This window comes from Hymenobacter sp. YC55 (genome assembly GCF_029433095.1).
Taxonomy (GTDB): domain Bacteria; phylum Bacteroidota; class Bacteroidia; order Cytophagales; family Hymenobacteraceae; genus Hymenobacter.
Genome location: NZ_JARNTX010000002.1, coordinates 1,330,100 through 1,350,547, shown reverse-complemented (window position 1 = coordinate 1,350,547; position 20,448 = coordinate 1,330,100). Strand labels below are relative to the sequence as shown.

Genomic DNA, 20,448 nt, shown 5'->3' with positions numbered 1-20,448 from the left:
TCTTGTAACACCTAATACCGCGCCAGCCGTTCCTGCGCTATGCGGCGTGCCTCCTTGTCAGTCTGCACGTAATCGTCGAGCGATGGTTGTGCAAGGTACGAAACGCGCGAAAGGCAGTCCTCTACCAATTCCGACATTTGCAGAAAGCCCACCTCATCGCGCAGAAAAGCCGCAACCGCTATTTCGTTGGCGGCATTTAGCACGCAGGGCGAATTGCCGGCGCGGCCCATGGCGTCGAAGGCGAGGGCCAGATTGCGGAAGGCCGTTTTGTCGGGTTGCTCGAAGGTGAGCTGTGGGTAATCAAGAAAGGAGAAGCGCGGAAAGCTAGCTGGCAGGCGGTGCGGATAGCCTAGTGCGTATTGAATAGGCAGCTTCATGTCGGGAAGGCCGAGCTGCGCTTTTAGGGAGCCGTCTTCGAACTGCACCAGGGAATGAATGATGCTTTGCGGATGCACCACCACATCAATCTGGTCGTCGCGGAGACCAAACAGCCACTTGGCCTCTATTACTTCTAGCCCCTTGTTCATAAGGGAAGCCGAATCGATAGTGATTTTGGCTCCCATATCCCAGTTGGGATGCTTGAGTGCCTGCGCTTTCGTGACAGAGGCTAACTGGTCTCGGGTGCGGCCCCGGAAAGGACCACCCGAAGCTGTCAGGATTATCTTTTCAATGGGGTTACGCTCCTCGCCTACCAAGCACTGAAAAATGGCCGAGTGCTCGGAGTCAACTGGATATAGCCCCACGTTGTATTCTCGCACTAGCTGCGTAATTAGCTGGCCGGCCACAACCAGGGTTTCCTTATTAGCCAGCGCTATGTCTTTGCCGGCTCGGATAGCAGCCACTGTAGGCAGCAATCCGGCATAACCCACCATAGCCGTCAGTACAATATCGGAATCAGGCCGGCCGGCTACTTCGGTGAGAGCAGCAGCGCCAGCCAGCACTTCGGTTTCGGACTGTCCAGCGAGGGCCGTTTTAACAGCCGCATACTTAGTTTCGTCGCCGATTACAACGGCCGCGGGCCGAAATTCGCGGGCCTGTTGAATCAGCAATTCGGCGTTGGAATGAGCCGATAGAACTGCAATAGTAAAGCGAGTGGAATTGGCGCGAACTACGTCCAAGGCTTGAGTACCAATAGAGCCAGTAGAGCCGAGCAGGGTGATGCGTTTGGGAAAGACAGAAGGCATTGATGAGGAAGCTTGCACAGCGAAGGTACGGCAATCCTGTTGGGCCTGCTACTGGTAGCTGATTGAGCTATTGAGTACCACCTCTCTTTATTGCCATTCGCTCCTACTCGAAGCGGTTATTTGCGTTTATTACTTAGCTGTGCTGTGAACAGGTTAGGCCTTGTACAGTAACCAGCAAGCTGACGCAACTCACTACCCAATTCTTTTCGCGTTTTTATTCCACTTGCTGTATTTGCACCTTCTTTCCATTGAATACTACATCCTCCCCTGCACGCTTGCCAGTAAGGGCAGCGGCCACAGGCGCAGCCGCCGATACGGCGAAGTAGTCTTGCCCATCAACTGTAAGCTTTCCGGCGCTAATACTGATATAGAAGCATCCCATGCTGGTGTCCACTAGCGCGCCAGGGCGCACAGCATCGGAAACTACCTCGGGGTTGATGCGTGCTAGCTCTCCTTGCAGCTGGAGGGCCTGCTGAAGCTGCACTGCATTGCGGTTACGTTCTTCCTGGGCCATAGCGCGACCCGTCTCGTACTTGTCGCCGGCACTGCTCTTTGTTTCGGAGTTGGCTGACTCTTGTGCTGTGAGCATAGCCGCTTGCGCTGCCTCAATACGCTCCGCCACGAAGGCAGCGCAAGCAGCGTGAAGCAACGGTTTAATTGTGGATGAAGGTTGTGTCATCAAATATTAGGTAAGAAAGCGTATGCCTACCATACATAGGTACCAGACCAACTTGTTGCATCAAGGTTGAGCTAGTAGGAAACTAGGTGGCAAGCCGACATTCAATTAAACAAGCATAAATAATAGCCTTCTACTTATTGTTGGCCGCTCTGATTGCTGGAAGTAATGCGGCCATCTATAAGGGTAAGCTACCTGTTATCTGCACGAAAACTACATTGCATTTCGCCTCTCCAACATAATGTTATGAGTTGGATATTCATGCAGGCTTGTTGGCTCATTGACACTCTATCGCGCCTCTGAATAAGCGGCTACACACTATCAGTATATCACAATTGCTTTTAAGGTAGCACCCCTACAAAGCCGCATATTTATACGCAATGTTATTTATAACTATTACCAGCAGAAGCCAGATTACAGCCACCTGTATAAATAAAAGAGCCATTAGGAACCTTGCAGATAATAACAGTTATAAAGCTTTTGGTAGCAAGCAAAACAGGATTGTATATTTATAGCTTTATTGAATTATACAATGTCGATTGTTACTACTCCCATTGCTTCTAAAGAAGCTTTGGCATTGCGTCTTCTCACGCAAAATCCTAACCCCGTACTACAGCTTTCTTTTTCGGCTGATGTAGTATACGCTAATCCTGCTGCTGAAAGACTATTGCAATTGATAGCAACTACAGAGGGCACTTGTCCTCGCCAATGGCTGCTTTCCTTAGCACGGCACACTACTGCCAATTCGGCGCAAGATGTAGCGGTTGCAGGGCACTATTACTCACTGACGGTAGTACCAAGCAGCCAGTCCTACTCTTTATATCTCACCGATATTACCGACCGATACAAGGCCGAGCAAAGCCAGCTAGCAGAGCGTGATTTTTTTGAAACGGTGCTTCAGAACTTGCCAACAGGAGTGGCAATTTTTGATCTACACCACCGCTACCAATACGTCAACTTGACGGCAGTACGCAACGACCAGATTCGCGAGTGGATCATTGGCAAAGACAACTTCGAGTACTGCGCCCATTTCAACCATCCACGAACGATGGCTCTGCAACGCGAAGCGAAGTTCAGGCAGGCAATGGAGGAAGGTATAGAGGTGACGTGGGAAGAAACCTTTGAAGGCTCGGCAGGCACCCGCCACTGGCTTCGGCTATTTCAACCCGTGTTCGGCTCCGATGGTAAGCTGCGCCTGATGGTCGGTTCTAGCGCCGATATCACCGACCGCTACTTAGCCGAGCAAGCCATACACCAAGCTCGGCGCGAAGCTGAGGCGGCGGTGCAAGTCCGGGAAACTTTCTTGGCCAATATGAGCCATGAGATTCGCACACCCATGAATGGCGTGCTTGGTATGGCAGGCCTGCTGGCCCGAACTAAACTAGATGCGCAGCAACAGGAGTACCTAACCATTATCCGCAACTCGGGCAACCACCTGCTTGGCGTTTTGAACGATGTGTTGGATATGGCCAAGATTACAGCTGGCAAGCTAGAATTAGAGCACATCCCTTTCGACTTGGTCGATACAATTCGCAACACCACCCAGATTCAGGCATTCAGAGCCACTGAAAAGAGCATCGGCTTTGAACTCACCCTTCCCACCGAACCGCTTCCACTTGTACTCGGCGACCCGCATCGGCTAAGTCAGGTCTTGCTTAATCTGCTCAGCAATGCCATCAAGTTTACCGAACACGGCTATGTGGCGCTACATTGCTATGTACAGGCAGAAGCTGACACTACGCTCACGTTTAATTTTCGAGTTACTGATACCGGCCTGGGCGTAGCAGTAGAAAAGCAAGAAGCAATTTTTGAAAGTTTTGCCCAAGCTTACTCCGACACCACTCGACATTTTGGCGGCACAGGATTAGGCTTAGCCATCAGCAGCCGATTGGTGCAGCAGCTTGGTGGCCACTTGGTGTTGTGCAGCCAGCCCGGCCAAGGCAGTACGTTCAGCTTTACGCTGCCTTTTTCGTTGGCTGGGCCCGAGGTACAGCTTGTAGAAGAACTGGCAGCTGTTCAGCAAGTGGCAGAGTCGGTGCGAGGCTGGCGGGTCCTGCTGGTGGAAGATAACGATGTAAACCGCCAATTGGCGCAATTAGTACTCGAGCAATTCGGCGTAGTGGTTGATGCTGCTCCTGACGGCATGACTGCGTTGAACTTCTTTCAACACACCTTCTATGATGTGGTGCTTATGGATATTCAAATGCCCGATATGAGTGGGTTGGACGTAACAGCGGCTATGCGCCGCCATCCTGAGCCGCTCCGCTCCCGTACCCCCATCATTGCCCTCACAGCTAATGCCTTCCGAACCGACAACGAGAAGTATTTAGCAGCAGGCATGGACGACTGCTTGGCCAAGCCCTTCGACGAAGCGGCCCTGTTGACCAAAATGCTAGCCGTGCGTAAGACGCCACCTTTAGTTGCTACCCCGCTTTTCAACTTAAGCGGACTTTATGAAATGGGGCATGGCAAACTAGATTTCGTGCAGCGAATTCTCGAGCTCTTTATCACCAGCACGCCCATTATAATAGCCAAACTTGAGAAAGCCCACGAAACCGCCGATTGGGTGGCCGTTGCTGCGTGTGCTCACCAACTCAAACCTACTCTAAAGCTATTCCAAGTAGAGAGGCTATTGAAAGTTATCCAAGAATTGGAAGATCCTACCACTCAGGATACGTCCCGCTATGCAGCCACTCAACTCCTCCTTGCCACTCTCCCGGAGCTTCTAGCTCAACTCCGTCAGCACACCGACCTACTGTTCCCGGTCACGACAGTACCTCCAAGTTTTAACTAGCACCGACTAGCTTATCGTACCGACGAATAGGGCCTCGTCCGCAACCGTTCGGCCACGCGCTGTACGGCTTGCGCAAAACGGGCATAATCGAATGGTTTGATTAAGTAATCGGCCACTCCTAACTCGAAGGCGTCCCAAGCGCAGTTTTCGTAAGCAGTAGTCAATACCACTTGAGGAGGCTCAGGTAACAGGCGCAGCATGTCTAACCCATTGAGGTCGGGCATTTCTACGTCTAGAAACAACACGTCAACGCGCCGCTCAGTGCTAAAAAAGTCTAACCCTTCTATACTTCCCGAAAGTGAAGCCACTAATTGTAAGGAGCCACTAAGCCGGATATAATGCTCGAGAGTAAAGCGGTTTATTTCATCATCATCCAATACGGCGCAGGTTAGAGCGGGTAGTGGAGCAGTGTATTTGTGCGTCATTTAACGAGGATATTCTTCTGTGAAAAGAGCAGTTAAGAGAACGGTATTAATCAGCAAAAACAGGTGTGTAATCTGTTCACAGTATTCCTTGTACAAAGATAGGATAATGAAAAGATTATTTACTTTTTATCAGACCAGACTTATCCAGTAAATATTTATGCTTTAAGAGGACATACGCACCAACAATGCGCATCAGATTCAGTGAACTGTCACTTTTTGTTTTTACGCTCGACTAGCTGAGCGCATCAAATGCTGCTAGCACCTGTGTCACCCATTCCTTGTCGTTCGGCTGAATAACCAACACCCGGAATTGGTGCCGCTCCCCTTCTAGACGAACACCTTCTGAATCATCCAGCAGTAAGTCGATACCGAAGCTTGGCGGGTGTTTGGTACAGTTGGCAGCGGCTTCCCGGTTGTGGCGCGGTTGGTTTACTACCCCGTCTAAATAGATGCCGTGCAGCCAGAACAGCTTGCGTATGTACCAGGTGCTCCGGTACGAGGTAGTGTACACCCACACCTGCCATTGGCGCTGACGGCAATACTCTGCCAGCGCCACAATGCCTTCGCGCAGCGGTTCCCCACCTAATAGTTTCGCCCATAGGCGACGCCGAGGCTGTTCCAACGGGAAATCATAGCCACAACGAATCAAGGTATTGTCAAGGTCGAAGGCAATGCGCATGCGATATAAACAGAGGAACGCTGTTTAGAGCATTAACTTGTTTTGGCCTCCCACACTAGCTCGGGGCGAACAGCAACATCCCAATTCAAAAGCATCTGCCCTAAACGGTTGATGGCAGCAACCTCCGCCAGAATAGAAAAGGAAATATAATACCGGTCAGGGTCAGGAGCGCGGTTGTCAAAAACCACTTGTATTGCGGAATGACCACTGGCATCAAAGCAATAGACCGTAAGACCGAAATAAGGATTGTGTAGACTACTACTGTCCTCAAAGACTACCCGATCTGCTACAGTAACCGGGAAAGCAAGCAGCCTCCGCCCAAATTCTTTCCAGGTAGTTAGGTTCCCCAGAATGTAGGTATGCACTTTCTACTGTTCTCCATGAACAGCTACATCGAACGTACAGTGTGTATCGTAGTCTACGGTAGCGCTAAACCTTATTTCTCCGTTTGCCACTGCTATTATTGCGACTATTGAAGCTATTTAGAGAATTCTGCGGTGTGCTCTACACTATTTCTTAAAACAGCTTTACTAAGGCATCACTGCCGTTCCTATTACTAACCAGCTTTGTGTAACCCATCGGCGACTGTTCGGTCGTTGCTGAGGCGCGGCACTTTGTTTTGGCCGCCGAGTTTGCCTAGGCTTTTCATGTAACGCTGAAAGGCGCCCACTGGCAGCGGCGTCAGTTGCAACGGTGCTAAGATGTTGCCGGTAAGCAAATCGTCGTAGTAGACATTGCGGCGGCGCAGGCCCGCTTCCAACGCCGCAGAAAAAGCTGCAACATCGTGCGGAGGCCGCGCAAACTCGATCAGCCACTCGTGGCGCGACGGGATGGCGGGGTCGTCGCTGACGCGGGGTGCCACGGTGAATTCCACCACTTCCACCTCCGGGTGCTGCTGCATGGCCTCGCGCAGTGTTTGCTCTACTTCCTCTCCGATAACATGCTCGCCGAAAGCCGACAAAAAGTGCTTGATCCGTCCGCTCACTACCACCCGAAACGGATATTTCTGCACAAAGCGCACCGTATCGCCGAGGCTGTAACCCCACAGGCCGGCATTGGAATTGAGAACTAACGCGTACTGCTTGTTTAACTCTACGTCGGCCAGGGAAAGGCGGGGCGGATTGGGCTCGAAGAACTGTTCGGCCGGAATGAACTCGTAATAGATGCCCGCGTCAAGTAGCAGCAATAGCCCAGGGTTGCCAGGTTCGTCCTGGAAAGCCAAAAAGCCCTCGGAGGCCGGAAACAGCTCGATGCTATCCACCGGCCGCCCGATGGTATCGAATAACTTTTTACGGTACGGCTCGAAGTTGACGCCGCCGTACACGAACAGATTAAAGTCAGGAAATACCTCTCCTACCGGCCGACCCGTGCGCGCCACAATGCGGTCGAAGTACATCTGCACCCACGGCGGAATCCCCGAAATCAGGGTCATAGGTGCCGCTAGCGTCTCGTCTACAATGCGCGCCAGCTTGGTTTCCCAATCGTCGATGACATTGGTAGCGTAGCTCGGCAGTTGATTGCGGCGCAGGTAGGCCGGCACGTGGTGGTTGACGATACCCGACAGGCGCCCCGTTGGGATACCGCCGACTTCTTCTAGCTCCGGACTCCCTGACAGGAAAATCAGCTTGCCGTCCAAGAAAGTACTTTTACCGGTGCGGCGCACGTAGTGCAACAGGGCATCGCGGGCGCCATTGATATGGTTGGGAATACTGTCTTTGGTAAGCGGAATGTACTTGGCCCCGGAGGTGGTACCGCTGGTTTTAGCCAGATACAGCGGCCGACCTGGCCAGAGTACATTCGCCTCCCCGTGCTTCACCCGCTCGAAATATGGCGCAAGGCCCTCGTAGTCACGCACGGGCACCTGCAGGGCCAAGTCCTGCGCCGACTGGATAGCGCCGAAGTCATGCTCTTTACCGAAAGCAGTGCCGCTAGCTTTTGCCACAATGCTGTGAAGCACCCGCTGCTGCGTGCCAATGGGGTCCTGCTGCCAACGCGCGTATTGGTTGGTAATGTAAGTGGCTAGCGGGCGGCTCAAGGCAGATTTCAGGCCCATTGAAACAGAATGTAGGGATGAGCAGAATGTTGAGTAGCTGAGAAGGAACTGCTAGCCACCGTTCAAAGATAAGGCAAGCTGAAAACTACCCTTTATGCTAGCGCTTATCTATCCTTCGATTTCAGTGTATACCTTCACGACTTCATTTCACCATTCATCAATCCACACATATGATCAATCAACGCGGAAACGCTGTTTGGAACGGCGACATCAAAGGCAGCGGCAATATCACTACCCAGAGCGGAACAGTTTCGGCTCCATACTCGGTAGGCGCCCGCTTTGAAGGTCAAAAAGGCACCAACCCAGAAGAGCTTATTGGCGCGGCCCATGCCGGTTGCTACACCATGTTCCTAACCAGCATCTTAACCAAAGACGGCAAGCAGGTGCAGCAGATCCGTACGGAGTCGAAGGTGACGCTAGACACTTCAGGCGAGGTTCCGAAAATCGTCAAGATTACGCTGACCACCGAAGGGGAAGTCGAGGGTGTTTCGCAGGAAGAATTTCAGCAGTACGCTGAAAAAGCCAAGGCTAATTGCCCTGTTTCGCAGGTTCTGAGTGCCGTTCCGGAAATGGAGCTAGCTTCTGCTACGTTGAAATAACAAAGTAGCGTACCGACACTTCGCCTATCGAGCGGAAAAAGGAATCCCTAGTAAGTAATTCAACGTTCTTACTTAGGTTCGTCTTTTGTCGGGCCGACAACGCTAACTGAGTGCCTTCTAAAACCGGCTGCGCTCCGTGCGTTGCCGGTTTTTCGCTTTCTTTGCCCTTTGTTGCGACCATTTACGCCGCTATGCCTACAGCTTCTACCCGCATTCGTCTCCAACCCGCCAACACTTCCCGCATTCCGTTTTGGGGACAATTATCCTTCGGTCTCATTTGGGTGGCGTATACTCTCACTCTAATCGTCACCGACAGCGGCCTGAACGACATGCATTTTCTGCATTATGTGTTCCTGATTTTCAGCTTGGTGTACATCGGCTACGTGCTTGTACACAACGCCCCCGTGTTTGGTACACAGAGCTATCTGGAATTTACGCCGGGCTACATCGTGCACAAGAATGGCCTATTTCGGCCTAAGCAAGTGTTTGCGGCCGAGGCTATCAACCGCTTGGAGTTAATGCTACAGCAAGTTCGGGTTCATACCAAGGAAGACGGCACCTATACCCTAAGTCTTCGAGAAGTACGGGGCCGCAAACGCAAGCGCCAATTGCGGGAACAGCTCCGCAGCTTTGCTGCCCAATATCAAATTCCGCTGCACGACGCACAGCCGAATCTATAAGACAGACTACTCTTAGGTTTCAGCTCCCAATAAAAAAGAAGGCACTCCATTCGGAGTGCCTTCTTTTTTATTGGGAGGTAGCTAGTACTGGCTATTTGCCAGCAAACTTCTTGCGCAACTCAGCTATCTGATTGCGGAAACTCTTATCGGAATCGATGAGGTCCGAAACGGTCTGCACGGAGTGAATGACGGTGCTGTGGTCGCGGCCGCCGAAGTGATGCCCGATGCTCTTGAGCGAGTGACTGGTGTGTTCTTTGGCAAAATACATGGCCACTTGCCGCGCGGTTACAACTTCCTTTTTGCGGGTTTTGGCTTTCAGCAAATCCAGCGGCACACTGAAGTACTCGGCGCAGGTTTTCTGGATGAAGTCGATGTTTACTTCAGCCTCCACTTCCTCGATGATGTGGCGGAGGGCTTGCTTGGCCATCTCCAAGTCGATTTCGCGGCGGTTGAGGCTACTTTGTGCCACCAGCGAAATCAGCACGCCTTCCAGCTCGCGGACGTTCGTATTGACCGAATGCGCCAAGTATTCCACCACCTGCGGCGGGATGTCGATGCCATCCTGCTGCATTTTGTTTTGAATGATGGCCATGCGCGTCTCGAAGTCGGGGCTTTGCAGGTCGGCGGTGAGGCCCCACTTGAAGCGGGAAAGCAGCCGGTCTTCCAATCCTACCAAGTCGCGCGGGGGCCGGTCGGAAGTCATGACAATCTGCTTGCCGGCCTGGTGCAGGTGATTGAAGATGTGGAAGAACATCTCCTGCGTTTTGTCTTTGCCCGACAAAAACTGCACGTCGTCCAGAATCAGGATGTCAACCAGCAGGTAAAAATTGGCGAAATCCTGCACGGCGTTAGCGCGCAAGCTTTCGATAAACTGGTTGGTGAATTTCTCGGCCGACACATACAGCACGAATTTGTCGGAGTTGCTGGCCTTGATGTGGTTGCCAATGGCTTGCACCAGATGGGTCTTGCCTAAGCCTACGCCGCCATAGATCATGAGCGGGTTGAAGCTAGTAGTGCCCGGCTTGTTGGCCACGGCCAAACCCGCTGAGCGTGACAAGCGGTTGCAGTCACCCTCGATATAGTTCTCGAAAGTATAACTACCGTTGAGCTGCGAGTGCAGATAGTGCCGGTCCACAGCCTTGCTGGCTTCGAAGGGGTTGCGCAGCGTGGTTTGGGTGACCGGTGCCGCCGCTGCGGCCGCTACATTACGCACCGAAGACGACATAGGGCTAGCAGCCAAGGCCGCGGCAGGCGTAGCTACGGGTGCGGGGCCAGCCACCTTGCGAGTAGTAGGCAGGTTGAGGGTGCGGGGCTGGTTCTGGCTGTTGCCCTGGTCCACTACAATGCTATACTCCAGACGCCCATCCGGGCCTAGCTCCTGGTGAATAGCCCGCTTCAGCTCCTCGACGTAATGCTCCTCTAAGAACTCATAGAAATAGGTGCTCGGTACCTGAATGATGAGCACGTTGTTCTGTAACGCAACCGGAACAATGGGTAGAAACCACGTTCGGAAGCTCTGCTCACCAATGGTAGCTTGGATGACGCGAAGGCAGTTGGCCCAGACTGTATGGCAATCCTTCAGCATCAAGTAGTTACGGCAAAAGCAGCAGGTGCGTGAGTGAAATAGAAGAGGCGCGAATGGGCCCCAGAGAGGCCCATTTTTTTTAGAGGGAGACAAAAATGTGGAAAAGTCAGGAGAGAAAAAACCGTTTTTCCACTTGCATTTGTCGAGGTTTTATCAGGCAGCTTGCACGGGCACCACAGAAGCCATGGCAACGCTCGGCCGGCGGGTGCCGCGCTCAAACGTATAGTCGAGGCGGCCCAGGTTGATGCCGGACCATCCTACTTGGTTGATGAGCGTTTGGTGGCCATTGGGTCCTGCTACAACGTCAGGTTTGTCGAGAAACGTATGGGTGTGGCCACCTAAAATCAGGTCGATGCCAGGGGCACCGGCGGCTAGCTTGAAGTCGTCGACTTTGGAGCCCTGGTATTTGTAGCCGAGGTGCGAGAGACAGATAACTAAATCGCACTTTTCGGGGCCGCGCAGTTTGGCTACCATCTCCTTGGCCGTGGCTATGGGGTCGAGGTATTTGGTGGCGCCAAAGTTTTTATCGGCTACTAGGCCGGCCAACTCTATGCCAAGCCCGAACACGCCAATACGGTGCCCGGCCTTCTCGAACACTTTGTAGGGCTGGAAGCGGCCCGCTAAGACGGTGCCCGTAAAATCGTAATTGGAAATCAGGAAAGGGAAAGTGGCGTTGGGTAGCTGCTTCTGCAATCCTTCGAGGCCGTTGTCGAAATCGTGGTTGCCGAGGGTGCTGGCATCGTACTTCATTTCGCTCATGAGCTTATACTCCAGCTCTCCCATGAAGAAGTTAAAATACGGCGTCCCCTGCCAGATGTCGCCGGAGTCGAGGAGGAGCACGTGTGGCTCTTGCTCCCGCACCTGCTTGATGAGCGTGGCCCGGTGGGCCATGCCGCCCATGCCCGCGTACTGCGCAGCATTATCCGGGAACGGCTCGATGCGGGAGTGCATATCGTTGGTGTGCAGGATTACCAGCCGGTTGGCTTTGGTATCGGCTGCGGCTGCCGGTACGCTTAGGCCTAGCAAGCCCATTCCTGCGGCACCTACTCCTGTATGTTTAAGAAATTCGCGACGATTCACTTCGTTTGGTGTAAGTGAGTTGGTATGAAGGAAGTGGAGCTAGCTACTATGCGTAGCAGAGAAGGGTAAGCATCGAACGTAGTCAAGTAATTACTCAACTAGTCGATTTCACTCGGCCTTCCACCTTTGCTTCCACGGGCTTGCCCTGCTTGGTTAGCTCCCGGATCTGGTCGGCAATAGCATTGCGCAGCAGTACACCCGTACCACGGGGCTTAATAGACTTGAAGAACACCATATTGTCGCCACCACCGGCTAGGTAGTCACTGATGGCAATGGTGTAGACGCGGTTCTGAGCGGGGTTGAACGGCTGGTTGCCGATGCGAATGTCGGTGGCTTTGCCATCGGGGCTAACGGTGTACGTCGCGCCAGAGAAGGCCATTTTCACGTGCGCCCCATAGTCGAAGAGCTGTTGCACCACGGCAGCGGGAGCATCTAGCACCACCAATTCGTTTTCGAACGGCATTAGCTCGAACACCGAGCCTAGCGTTACTTGCCCGGCTGGCAATGGGGCCCGCAGGCCCCCGTTGGACATCACGCCTAGATCAATGGGCTGATTTAGCTCACGGCTGGCGCGGGTCCGCTGCAAGTCCGCCACGAAATTAGCTAGCGGCGACTCCCCATTGCTCTTCACCAAGGCACTAGGAGCCGTTCCGATAACCGCCGCCATTTGCTCGGTCACGCGCTGGCGGTAGGGCGCAATAGTGGCCACTGCCGTAGGGTCGTCGGCGAGGGTTTTGCCAACGGGTTGGGCCGTAACGGGCTGCAACGTTGGCTTAGCCACATAGGCAGCCCGCTGGCAGCCCGACGAAAGCGCTAGGGCGGCTAGCAGGCTCAGTGCTGCTGTGCGAGAGAAGAGAAAATGCATCGGAGGTGTGAAGAAGAGGACTGCGGACCACAAAGATACAGCCGCCGCACGGGAGTTGTTCGGATGCTATGTATTTGTAAATCCTAAAGCCGCGAACGAAGGGGACCGGGCTTCGGTTCACGGTGGCTGGTAGAAAACAGCTGCTAGCGAGTCAGATCGTAGCTTAGAAGCACGTACAATCGGTTGACGCGACTACCAAAACCGAGGATGTCGCTAAACCCATCCGAACGCTCGTACCGCACCGAAGCGGCCACATTGCGCTTATCGGGACGGGCAGTAGTCAGACCGACTCCCCCAACCAGTCCCTGCTCGAACCGACGAGACTCAACTACCGGTGTCCAGGGCGCGGGAGGAATTGTTCCCGTTGTTGGCGGATACACATTGCGGGCTTCGTTATCGGCTTTCAATAGATGGTTGAAGCTGTACCCGACTTGCAGAAACGGTTGAATTCTGCCTCTGGGATAGGTGTAGCAAACCAATACAGGAACCCGAATACCTGTCAACTTAGCCCGATACTCACGGCCAAATCCTGTTGCATTGCGATACTTAGGCTCATAGCGTTGGCTCTCATATAGCGTTTCGACTCGCGCCGAAAGTGTTCGGTTAAACCCTATAAGACGCAGATTGAATGCTACTCCTAGTACTGGTTGAATAGCGCTATTACCTCTGAACGTTATCGTTTTACCCGGGTAGTTTTCGTTTAAAACTAGTTGACTTGTCTCGCCCCCAACCACAAAGCCAAGCTGCACTCGGTTTTGGTGGCTCTTACTGGCAGGGGTAGCCGATGGTGCGCCCACACAATCGTTGTAGCGGCGCACAAAACTGGCCAGTTCGTTTAAGCCATAGCGTATGGAGTTGATTGAGGGCTGAAGCACCAAACACTGCTTGGTAGCAGCCGCTAATACGTACCGAAACTCGTCTGACTTTCTTTGGTAAGTGACTCCATTCTCCACTACTCGCCGGGTGCTTTGCAGCAGTTCTTGCACTGGTGCATCTGCGGTAAGCAAATAGTAGTGGTCTTTATCGGCTTGGTCGCGCAGGTATAGCAAGCTAGCTGACCCACGCACAATCACCTCTAGAAAAGAGGGCCGCTTGATGGTGTCGGCTGGGGCATCCAGCAAGGATGGACGTCCCACGGAATCTGCTAACAGCACGGTTTCTGTTTGGTAGACCCGGTCGCCGTTGAACCCGTAACCCCGCAATTGCCGCGGTTGGTATTCCGTAATGGGGGCTCCTTCCGATGCTCTAAAGCGGGCCAAACGGGCGTTGCGCTGTGCTCCTCGAGAATCTACTTCGCCACGCAGTGTATCACCGGAAAGCGGTAATACGTAACCAGGTCGAAAGTTAGTTTGGGCAAGCGCTACGGTGCAGCTCAAAAGCAAGGGCAGTAATAGGAGTAATTTTCTTGGCATTTGTAAGCAACTAGAAATAAAACAACAAGGGCAGAATAATCTTATCCGTTAAAAGCCGGCAAATATAGCCGAACCCTTCTTGTCTCTCCAACTCCCGTATCTGTCCTCGAACCGGTATCTTTAGCCCGCTTCTGCGCTGTTTCTCTTCCCCACCTGAGTTTCGTTATGCCTGACACGCCGCGCCCCGCGTCTGTTTCCTTTTCTGAATTTGAACCTGTAAGCACAGAAGCCTGGCAGGCTCGTATTGCGCGCGACCTAAAGGGCGCGGACCCAGCCCTGCTGCGCTGGCAGACGCCAGACGGCTTCACGCTAGAGCCTTTCTACCACCGCGAAGCCCTGGAGGCGTTGCCCGAACCTGCTGCCCCTCAACTGCGCCCTGGTGCTCTAGGCAATAGCTGGCGCAACGTGCCTACCTACGCGGTGCCAACAGGCGAGCGAGGCCACGCCACCATTCAGCGAGCAGCCGAAGCACTAACCAGAGGCGCAGACGGAGCCCACTTTGTAGTAGCCGATGCCACAACTTTCGATGTGGAGTTTTTGCATGCCCATCTGCCGCTAGACACCACTTATATTGGATACTCGCTTACTGCCGCGCCAGCAGCTTTTGTGCAACGGTTGCTAGCCACAGGCACCACCGAGCTACAGGGATTCTTGCAGCATGACCCCATCAGCAACCATTTGCCCAATGTGAAGGGTCAACTCCAGGAACTGCGGGAGTTGCTTACGCTTACCCAACGCATGCCGAATTTTCGGGCTCTGACGGTGCATGCCGCTTTTTTCGGCAACCGGGGAGCCACTGTTACGCAACAAGTGGCTTTCGCACTAGCCACTGCGGCGGCGTATCTAAGCGAGTTGCCTACCGAGACACTTTCCGTTGCCGACGTAGCAGCAGCTATGCGAGTGCACGTTGCTATCAACCCCAACTACTTTTTTGAAATTGCGAAGCTGCGGGCGTTGCGCCGGCTCTGGGCTACGCTGCTGCACGCCTACGGGCTGCCACCCGAAACAGCTCAGGTGCCAATTTGGGCCGAAACTTCGTCGTGGAGCCAAACCACGCTTGATGCGCACACCAACTTGCTGCGCGTGACGACCGAGGCCATGAGTGCCGTGCTCGGCGGCGCCGACGTGCTCAGCGTCCGCCCCTTCGATTGTCTGTTTCACGACCCCAATGAATTCTCGGACCGGCTGGCGCGCAACCTGTCGGTGTTGCTGCGCGAGGAAGTAGGCTTGGGACAAGTGCAAGACGCGGCTGCCGGTTCTTACTATCTGGAAACCCTCACCGATACCTTGGCCCGCGGAGCCTGGACTTTGTTTCAGAAGATTGAAGGTAAAGGTGGGCTGCCAGGGGCAATTGGCATGGTGATGCAGGAATTGCACGAGGCCGCGCAAGCGCAGTTCCGGCGCATTGCCACCGGCGAGCAAGTGGTGGTAGGTACCAACCGGTTTCAGAACACGCGCGAGCATTTCGACTTCAACCCAAAACGCCTGTTGCGCAGCCGCGAATTCGACTCGACGCGTGCTACCTACCCTTCAGAGGTGCTACGGTTAGCTACCAGCCTGCACTTCGAGCGCCGGGAGAAAAAGCGGAAGCGGGCGGCGGTAGTACTCCTTGGCTCGCACACCAACCAGCTGATTGAAGAGTCGTTTCTGCGGCTGCTGTCCGACCAAGAGCAACCTACTCTGCATGAGTCGCACCCGGTGGGGACGTTGTCGGTGCTGTTTTCTTCTACCGAGGAAGCCACGTTGATGTACGCCACGCCCGAGCAGTTCGGCCGATTTGCGCGCTACATCTACCGAATTGCGGACGACGACTCAACCTTTGTGCCCCCAGTCCTAATTACTGCCGACCTGGCTACCCTACAGGAAGCCGTACGGGTGTTTGGCTTTCAGGAATTCACCGTGCAAGGCTACAGCACCGAGGATGTACTAGCCCGGTTGCAAGGAAAATAACCTACCAGACAACCATATAAAATGTTGTTTCCAGCCTTGCTTCCTCTCGTCCCCTCTTATCTGTCATCCTGAGCTTGCGAAGGACCTTCTCACAGTTGAACGTCAGCAGTTGCAACTACTCGTTCAGCAGGCATAAGGTCCTTCGGCTACCGCCTCAGGATGACAAATAAGAGGGGATAATACATAAGGGCTGATAATGATAAAGGAAAACTGTCTTCTTACCGCAAAAGATGAAACCCGACTTTTCGAGTATTCCTTATAATGCCGCACAACTGCCAGCTGTACCACCGGCTGAAGCTGCTACCAACGTCACGCCCGAAGGCATCGAGCTGAAAAGCTACTATACGGCCGAGGACGTAGCTGGCTTCGAGCACCTCGGGTTTGGGGCGGGTCAGGCGCCGTATTTGCGGGGCCCCTATGCTACTATGTATGTGCAGAACCCCTGGACCGTGCGGCAGTACGCGGGGTTCAGCACCGCCGAAGAAAGCAACGCTTTTTACCGCCGCAACCTCGCGGGCGGGCAGAAAGGCCTTTCGGTGGCGTTTGACTTGGCCACGCACCGCGGCTACGACTCCGACCATCCCCGCGTGGTAGGCGACGTGGGCAAGGCCGGCGTGGCTATCGACTCGGTGGAGGACATGAAGATTCTCTTCGACCAGATTCCGCTGGATCAGATGTCGGTGAGCATGACCATGAACGGGGCGGTGCTGCCCATCATGGCTTTCTATATAGTAGCGGCCGAGGAACAGGGCGTGAGCCCCGACAAGCTGGCGGGCACCATTCAGAACGACATTCTGAAGGAGTTCATGGTGCGCAACACCTACATCTACCCGCCGCAGCCGAGCATGCGCATCATTGCCGACATTTTCGCCTACACGGCGCAGCACATGCCCAAGTTCAACTCCATCAGCATTTCGGGCTACCATATGCAGGAGGCCGGTGCCACCGCCGACCTAGAGCTGGCCTACACCCTGGCTGACGGGCTGGAGTACGTGCGGGCGGGCTTGGCGGCGGGCATGACCATCGACCAGTTTGCCCCGCGGCTGTCGTTCTTCTGGGCCATTGGCATGAACCACTTCATGGAAATTGCCAAGCTCCGGGCTGGCCGGTTGCTGTGGGCCAAGCTGCTCAAGCAGTTCGAGCCGCAGAACCCCAAGAGCTTGGCGTTGCGCACGCACTGCCAGACTTCGGGTTACTCGCTCACCGAGCAGGACCCGTTCAACAACGTGGCCCGCACCGCCATTGAGGCGCTGGCCGCCGCGCTGGGCGGCACCCAAAGTCTGCACACCAACGCCCTCGACGAGGCCATTGCCTTGCCCACGGACTTCTCGGCCCGCATTGCCCGCAACACCCAGCTCTACCTCCAGCACGAAACCGACATCACCCGCGTAGTGGACCCCTGGGGCGGCTCCTACTACGTGGAAACCCTCACCCACGAGCTAGCCAACAAAGCCTGGGCGCTGATTCAGGAAGTGGAAGAACTGGGCGGCATGGCCAAGGCCATTGAAACCGGCTTACCCAAACTGCGCATCGAGGAAGCTTCGGCCCGCAAGCAGGCCCGCATCGACTCGGGCAAGGACGTGATTGTGGGTGTGAACCGCTACCGCCTCACCAACGAGCAGCAGGCCCAGGAGACGCAAATCGAAATCCTGGACATCGACAACGCCGCCGTACGGGAGTCGCAGATTGCCCGCCTCAATACCATCAAAGCGGAGCGCGACACCAAAGCGGTGCAGCAGGCCCTAGCTGCCCTCACGGAAGCCGCCCGCTCTGGCGACGACAACCTGTTAGCTCTAGCAGTGCAGGCCGCCCGGCTGCGTGCTACCCTCGGCGAAATTTCGGATGCGCTGGAAGTGGTATATGGCCGCCACCAAGCCACCATCCGCACGGTATCGGGCGTTTACTCGCAGGAAATGGACTACGACGCAGAATTTGCCAAAGCCCGCCAAGCGGCCGACAACTTTGCCGCCAATGAAGGCCGCCGCCCCCGCATGATGGTAGCCAAAATGGGCCAGGATGGCCACGACCGGGGCTCGAAAATCATTGCCACGTCCTTCGCCGACGTGGGCTTCGACGTGGACATTGCCCCCCTCTTCCAAACCCCCGCCGAGGTAGCCCGCCAAGCGGCCGAAAACGACGTGCACGTGGTGGGCGTGAGCAGCCTCGCCGCCGGCCACAAAACCCTGATTCCGCAGCTCATCCAGGAGCTACAGCAGCTCGGCCGCGAAGACATCCTCGTTATTGCCGGCGGCGTCATCCCTGCCCAAGACTACCAATTCCTCTACGATGCTGGCGTAGCCGGGGTGTACGGACCCGGAACGGTCATAGCCGTAGCAGCACAGGAGATATTGGAGAAGTTGGGGGAGTAAGCAACTTTTGAAATATTTCAACAACTAGAATTTACACACATGGTCACTGAAATTAGTAACTTCAAGTCGTGTACTTCTAACATATAGAAGCAAAAGGGCCCGTTACTAACGGGCCCTTTTGCTTTTACATAGTGGTACGCTTGGTTCAGCCTTCACTTACAGAATACATAGTTGCTGCTTATGCTTTTAAAGTGTTATCCATTCGCCATCAGCGGGCACGTGTACTCGATTTGTTAAGTTGTTTTGCTCTACTAGTTTTTGGATGGTGGCGCGGTCTTCGGTACAGTGGTTGACGGTTTCGGTATGGACGGCGTACACCGTGGCTTGCGGCGCATAGTGGGCTACTTTCACTACCTCAACGGCTGTCATAGTAATGGGGTCTCCTACCAGGAACTGGGCGGCACCGGCATTCAGCACGATGGCAGTGGGCTGGTATTGGTCGAGGGCAGCGCTTACCTCTTCGCACCAGATGGTGTCGCCGGCAATGTAGAGGCGCACTTGCTCGGCCTCCACGACAAAGCCCGAAACCGTACCCATTTGCTGCCCGATTTCGCCGGTGCCGTGCTGGCCGCCGGTGCGGTATAGCTGGATGCCTTCCCAATCGAGCTGCTTTTCAATTGGCTGCACGTTTGTAAAGCCTTGGGCTCGGAGCGTTTCCGTATCGGCGGGCTGCGACAGGATGGGCAAGTGTTTGGCGAGGAGTTCTAGCGTGGTAGCATCCCAGTGGTCGGGGTGCGTGTGGGTGAGCAGCACGGCATCGAGCGAGGTCAGCAGCTGGGGTAGCTCATCGGAGGCGAAAGACAGGTCTACCAGCGGGATGCGCCGGTCGTTGCCGGCGGACATGGGCACTGGGTCGTACTGGAACCGGGGCGCCAGCATAGGATCTACCAGGATGGTTTTGCCGGCCACCTTCAGCAGCAGCGTGGCATGACGAATTAATTGAACTTGCATCGGAAAAGCGGGTTAAGCACTACCTTGACTGGACGCCGCCGTCGTTCATGACAGCTAGCATCCTGCGGGGCCAAAAGTACCCCTACCCCACTCCGGGCTCAAGAAGGTTACCAATTGGTTACCTGTTCACCTTTTCGTTTCCCACTCATGCGCCATACCTACCACGACATCGAATGCTGCGCCGCCAAAGTGGCTCTCGACCAGATTTCCGGCAAATGGAAGCCCATTATCATCTTTCACTTGTCGTCGGGCCCGCTGCGGTTCACCGAGCTGTGGCGAGAGATTCCGCGCGTGTCGAAGAAGGTGCTGTTGGAACACTTGCGCCAGTTGGAAGCGGCCACCTTGGTGGAGCGCACCGTACACAACGGCTTTCCACCCGAAGTTACCTACCACCTTTCCAGCAAAGGCCAAGAGCTAGCCCCCATTCTTCAGCAACTGGAGCAATGGGCCCTAACCCACATAGAAGGCGTGGTGCAGATTTCCTGATCGTACTGCTGGTTACGTATAAAATGGTGCCAGCAATACACTAATGGCTTTTAAGTTGGTGCCCCTCTTCCGGAGGATGTCGTGCATGAAGCGAGGTGAGCCGGGGGTGGGGTGCGCAACGTAACTATACACAAATTAAAAAATCCACTTTAGGCGCCCTTGCAAGCGTACCAACCAATTCAGATTTCATGCGCATCGACGAAATAGACCAAGAAGACGCCGACATCGACTGGTTTGCTACTGATGGGAACGGCCACGTTATCCACGTAGCATCGGGCGGCGGTATACTGCCGGAGTCGGTGGCGGCTTCGCAGGAGGTGCTGCTGGAACTGCACCAGTATTTCCTGATGCTGCCGGAACTTGAGGTGGCGGAGGTAGTGAGTGGCGCGGAAGAAGCGAGCAGCTACCGGAGCGTTGGACGCTATGCCCGACGGGGGCTGTTCTCGTTCGAGAAAACCCACCTGCACGAGCGGGCCGATACGCGCTACCACTTGGTGGCTCGGCCGCTTCGGCCGCTCCTAGTGGCCGAGCTGCCCAAAAACATAGCGCAGCTACTAACTCGAACTCTATTGCCGGGGATAGTGGCAGAACTAGTACAACTAGATAGCGCCACCATCTTATAAACCATACGCCAGCCCGCCCTACAGCGGGCTGGTTTCG

General features: G+C 54.6%; 17 protein-coding genes. 7 read left to right on the top strand and 10 right to left on the bottom strand.

What is annotated here, in order from left to right; translation table 11 throughout:
* Window positions 1-11: 11 nt before the first annotated feature.
* Both P1X16_RS18945 and P1X16_RS18940 read right to left on the bottom strand, forming a co-directional pair.
* Window positions 12-1,184, bottom strand: coding sequence for a 1-deoxy-D-xylulose-5-phosphate reductoisomerase (locus P1X16_RS18945; RefSeq protein WP_277232221.1), 1,173 nt, complete (start codon window positions 1,182-1,184; stop codon window positions 12-14).
* A gap of 214 nt (window positions 1,185-1,398) precedes the next feature.
* Entirely contained in the window at window positions 1,399-1,863 is a 465-nt protein-coding gene (locus P1X16_RS18940; protein WP_277232218.1) for a 3-oxoacyl-ACP synthase, read from the bottom strand.
* Between the two features lie 529 nt (window positions 1,864-2,392).
* On the opposite strand from P1X16_RS18940, the gene P1X16_RS18935 reads away from it, so the two are divergent.
* Window positions 2,393-4,654 (top strand): PAS domain-containing hybrid sensor histidine kinase/response regulator, encoded by a 2,262-nt coding sequence (locus P1X16_RS18935; protein WP_277232215.1) that lies wholly within the window; start codon window positions 2,393-2,395, stop codon window positions 4,652-4,654.
* A gap of 11 nt (window positions 4,655-4,665) precedes the next feature.
* Here the strand turns inward: P1X16_RS18935 and P1X16_RS18930 are convergent, their stop codons facing one another.
* The 3 genes from P1X16_RS18930 to P1X16_RS18920 all read right to left on the bottom strand — a co-directional run bounded on the left by P1X16_RS18930 (window position 4,666) and on the right by P1X16_RS18920 (window position 7,811).
* A complete protein-coding gene (locus P1X16_RS18930) occupies window positions 4,666-5,079 on the bottom strand; it encodes a response regulator (RefSeq protein ID WP_277232212.1) in 414 nt (137 codons plus the stop codon).
* Between the two features lie 232 nt (window positions 5,080-5,311).
* Window positions 5,312-5,758 carry a hypothetical protein gene (locus P1X16_RS18925; protein ID WP_277232209.1) on the bottom strand — a complete coding sequence of 149 codons (447 nt, stop codon included), beginning with the start codon at window positions 5,756-5,758 and terminating at the stop codon, window positions 5,312-5,314.
* A gap of 556 nt (window positions 5,759-6,314) precedes the next feature.
* Window positions 6,315-7,811, bottom strand: coding sequence for a GH3 auxin-responsive promoter family protein (locus P1X16_RS18920; RefSeq protein ID WP_277232206.1), 1,497 nt, complete (start codon window positions 7,809-7,811; stop codon window positions 6,315-6,317).
* A 170-nt stretch (window positions 7,812-7,981) separates the two neighbouring features.
* On the opposite strand from P1X16_RS18920, the gene P1X16_RS18915 reads away from it, so the two are divergent.
* Window positions 7,982-8,410 carry an OsmC family peroxiredoxin gene (locus P1X16_RS18915; RefSeq protein ID WP_277232203.1) on the top strand — a complete coding sequence of 143 codons (429 nt, stop codon included), beginning with the start codon at window positions 7,982-7,984 and terminating at the stop codon, window positions 8,408-8,410.
* A gap of 191 nt (window positions 8,411-8,601) precedes the next feature.
* Window positions 8,602-9,090, top strand: coding sequence for a hypothetical protein (locus P1X16_RS18910; RefSeq protein WP_277232201.1), 489 nt, complete (start codon window positions 8,602-8,604; stop codon window positions 9,088-9,090).
* A gap of 91 nt (window positions 9,091-9,181) precedes the next feature.
* On the opposite strand, the gene dnaA is transcribed toward P1X16_RS18910, so the two are convergent.
* The 4 genes from dnaA to P1X16_RS18890 form a co-directional block, all read right to left on the bottom strand.
* On the bottom strand, window positions 9,182-10,675 hold the full coding sequence (gene dnaA, locus P1X16_RS18905) for a chromosomal replication initiator protein DnaA (RefSeq protein ID WP_277232198.1): 1,494 nt from the start codon (window positions 10,673-10,675) through the stop codon (window positions 9,182-9,184).
* Window positions 10,676-10,828: 153 nt separating this feature from the next.
* On the bottom strand, window positions 10,829-11,755 hold the full coding sequence (locus tag P1X16_RS18900) for a metallophosphoesterase (protein ID WP_277232196.1): 927 nt from the start codon (window positions 11,753-11,755) through the stop codon (window positions 10,829-10,831).
* Window positions 11,756-11,849: 94 nt separating this feature from the next.
* Window positions 11,850-12,620 carry a 5'-nucleotidase C-terminal domain-containing protein gene (locus P1X16_RS18895; RefSeq protein WP_277232192.1) on the bottom strand — a complete coding sequence of 257 codons (771 nt, stop codon included), beginning with the start codon at window positions 12,618-12,620 and terminating at the stop codon, window positions 11,850-11,852.
* Between the two features lie 143 nt (window positions 12,621-12,763).
* On the bottom strand, window positions 12,764-13,996 hold the full coding sequence (locus P1X16_RS18890) for a hypothetical protein (protein WP_277232190.1): 1,233 nt from the start codon (window positions 13,994-13,996) through the stop codon (window positions 12,764-12,766).
* A 201-nt stretch (window positions 13,997-14,197) separates the two neighbouring features.
* Between P1X16_RS18890 and P1X16_RS18885 the strand changes: the two genes are divergently transcribed.
* Both P1X16_RS18885 and scpA read left to right on the top strand, forming a co-directional pair.
* Window positions 14,198-15,982 carry a methylmalonyl-CoA mutase family protein gene (locus P1X16_RS18885; RefSeq protein WP_277232188.1) on the top strand — a complete coding sequence of 595 codons (1,785 nt, stop codon included), beginning with the start codon at window positions 14,198-14,200 and terminating at the stop codon, window positions 15,980-15,982.
* Window positions 15,983-16,212: 230 nt separating this feature from the next.
* Window positions 16,213-18,351, top strand: a complete 2,139-nt coding sequence (scpA, locus tag P1X16_RS18880) for a methylmalonyl-CoA mutase (protein WP_277232187.1) — start codon at window positions 16,213-16,215, stop codon at window positions 18,349-18,351.
* A gap of 186 nt (window positions 18,352-18,537) precedes the next feature.
* Here scpA and P1X16_RS18875 read toward each other — a convergent pair whose 3' ends face one another.
* Entirely contained in the window at window positions 18,538-19,302 is a 765-nt protein-coding gene (locus P1X16_RS18875) for an MBL fold metallo-hydrolase (RefSeq protein ID WP_277232185.1), read from the bottom strand.
* A gap of 147 nt (window positions 19,303-19,449) precedes the next feature.
* On the opposite strand from P1X16_RS18875, the gene P1X16_RS18870 reads away from it, so the two are divergent.
* Complete coding sequence (locus tag P1X16_RS18870; protein ID WP_277232182.1) at window positions 19,450-19,788, top strand: helix-turn-helix domain-containing protein; 339 nt, start codon at window positions 19,450-19,452, stop codon at window positions 19,786-19,788.
* A 188-nt stretch (window positions 19,789-19,976) separates the two neighbouring features.
* Complete coding sequence (locus P1X16_RS18865) at window positions 19,977-20,411, top strand: hypothetical protein (RefSeq protein WP_277232179.1); 435 nt, start codon at window positions 19,977-19,979, stop codon at window positions 20,409-20,411.
* Window positions 20,412-20,448: the final 37 nt, after the last annotated feature.

Excerpts from the sequence above, each read along its gene's own strand:
- P1X16_RS18925 (WP_277232209.1), bottom strand. The coding sequence starts at position 5,758 with ATGCGCATTGCCTTCGACCTTGACAATACCTTGATTCGTTGTGGCTAT.
- P1X16_RS18875 (WP_277232185.1), bottom strand. The coding sequence starts at position 19,302 with ATGCAAGTTCAATTAATTCGTCATGCCACGCTGCTGCTGAAGGTGGCC.
- P1X16_RS18895 (WP_277232192.1), bottom strand. The coding sequence starts at position 12,620 with ATGCATTTTCTCTTCTCTCGCACAGCAGCACTGAGCCTGCTAGCCGCC.
- P1X16_RS18945 (WP_277232221.1), bottom strand. The coding sequence starts at position 1,184 with ATGCCTTCTGTCTTTCCCAAACGCATCACCCTGCTCGGCTCTACTGGC.
- P1X16_RS18940 (WP_277232218.1), bottom strand. The coding sequence starts at position 1,863 with ATGACACAACCTTCATCCACAATTAAACCGTTGCTTCACGCTGCTTGC.
- P1X16_RS18865 (WP_277232179.1), top strand. The coding sequence starts at position 19,977 with ATGCGCATCGACGAAATAGACCAAGAAGACGCCGACATCGACTGGTTT.
- P1X16_RS18930 (WP_277232212.1), bottom strand. The coding sequence starts at position 5,079 with ATGACGCACAAATACACTGCTCCACTACCCGCTCTAACCTGCGCCGTA.
- P1X16_RS18935 (WP_277232215.1), top strand. The coding sequence starts at position 2,393 with ATGTCGATTGTTACTACTCCCATTGCTTCTAAAGAAGCTTTGGCATTG.
- P1X16_RS18920 (WP_277232206.1), bottom strand. The coding sequence starts at position 7,811 with ATGGGCCTGAAATCTGCCTTGAGCCGCCCGCTAGCCACTTACATTACC.
- P1X16_RS18910 (WP_277232201.1), top strand. The coding sequence starts at position 8,602 with ATGCCTACAGCTTCTACCCGCATTCGTCTCCAACCCGCCAACACTTCC.
- P1X16_RS18915 (WP_277232203.1), top strand. The coding sequence starts at position 7,982 with ATGATCAATCAACGCGGAAACGCTGTTTGGAACGGCGACATCAAAGGC.
- dnaA (WP_277232198.1), bottom strand. The coding sequence starts at position 10,675 with ATGCTGAAGGATTGCCATACAGTCTGGGCCAACTGCCTTCGCGTCATC.
- scpA (WP_277232187.1), top strand. The coding sequence starts at position 16,213 with ATGAAACCCGACTTTTCGAGTATTCCTTATAATGCCGCACAACTGCCA.
- P1X16_RS18870 (WP_277232182.1), top strand. The coding sequence starts at position 19,450 with ATGCGCCATACCTACCACGACATCGAATGCTGCGCCGCCAAAGTGGCT.
- P1X16_RS18885 (WP_277232188.1), top strand. The coding sequence starts at position 14,198 with ATGCCTGACACGCCGCGCCCCGCGTCTGTTTCCTTTTCTGAATTTGAA.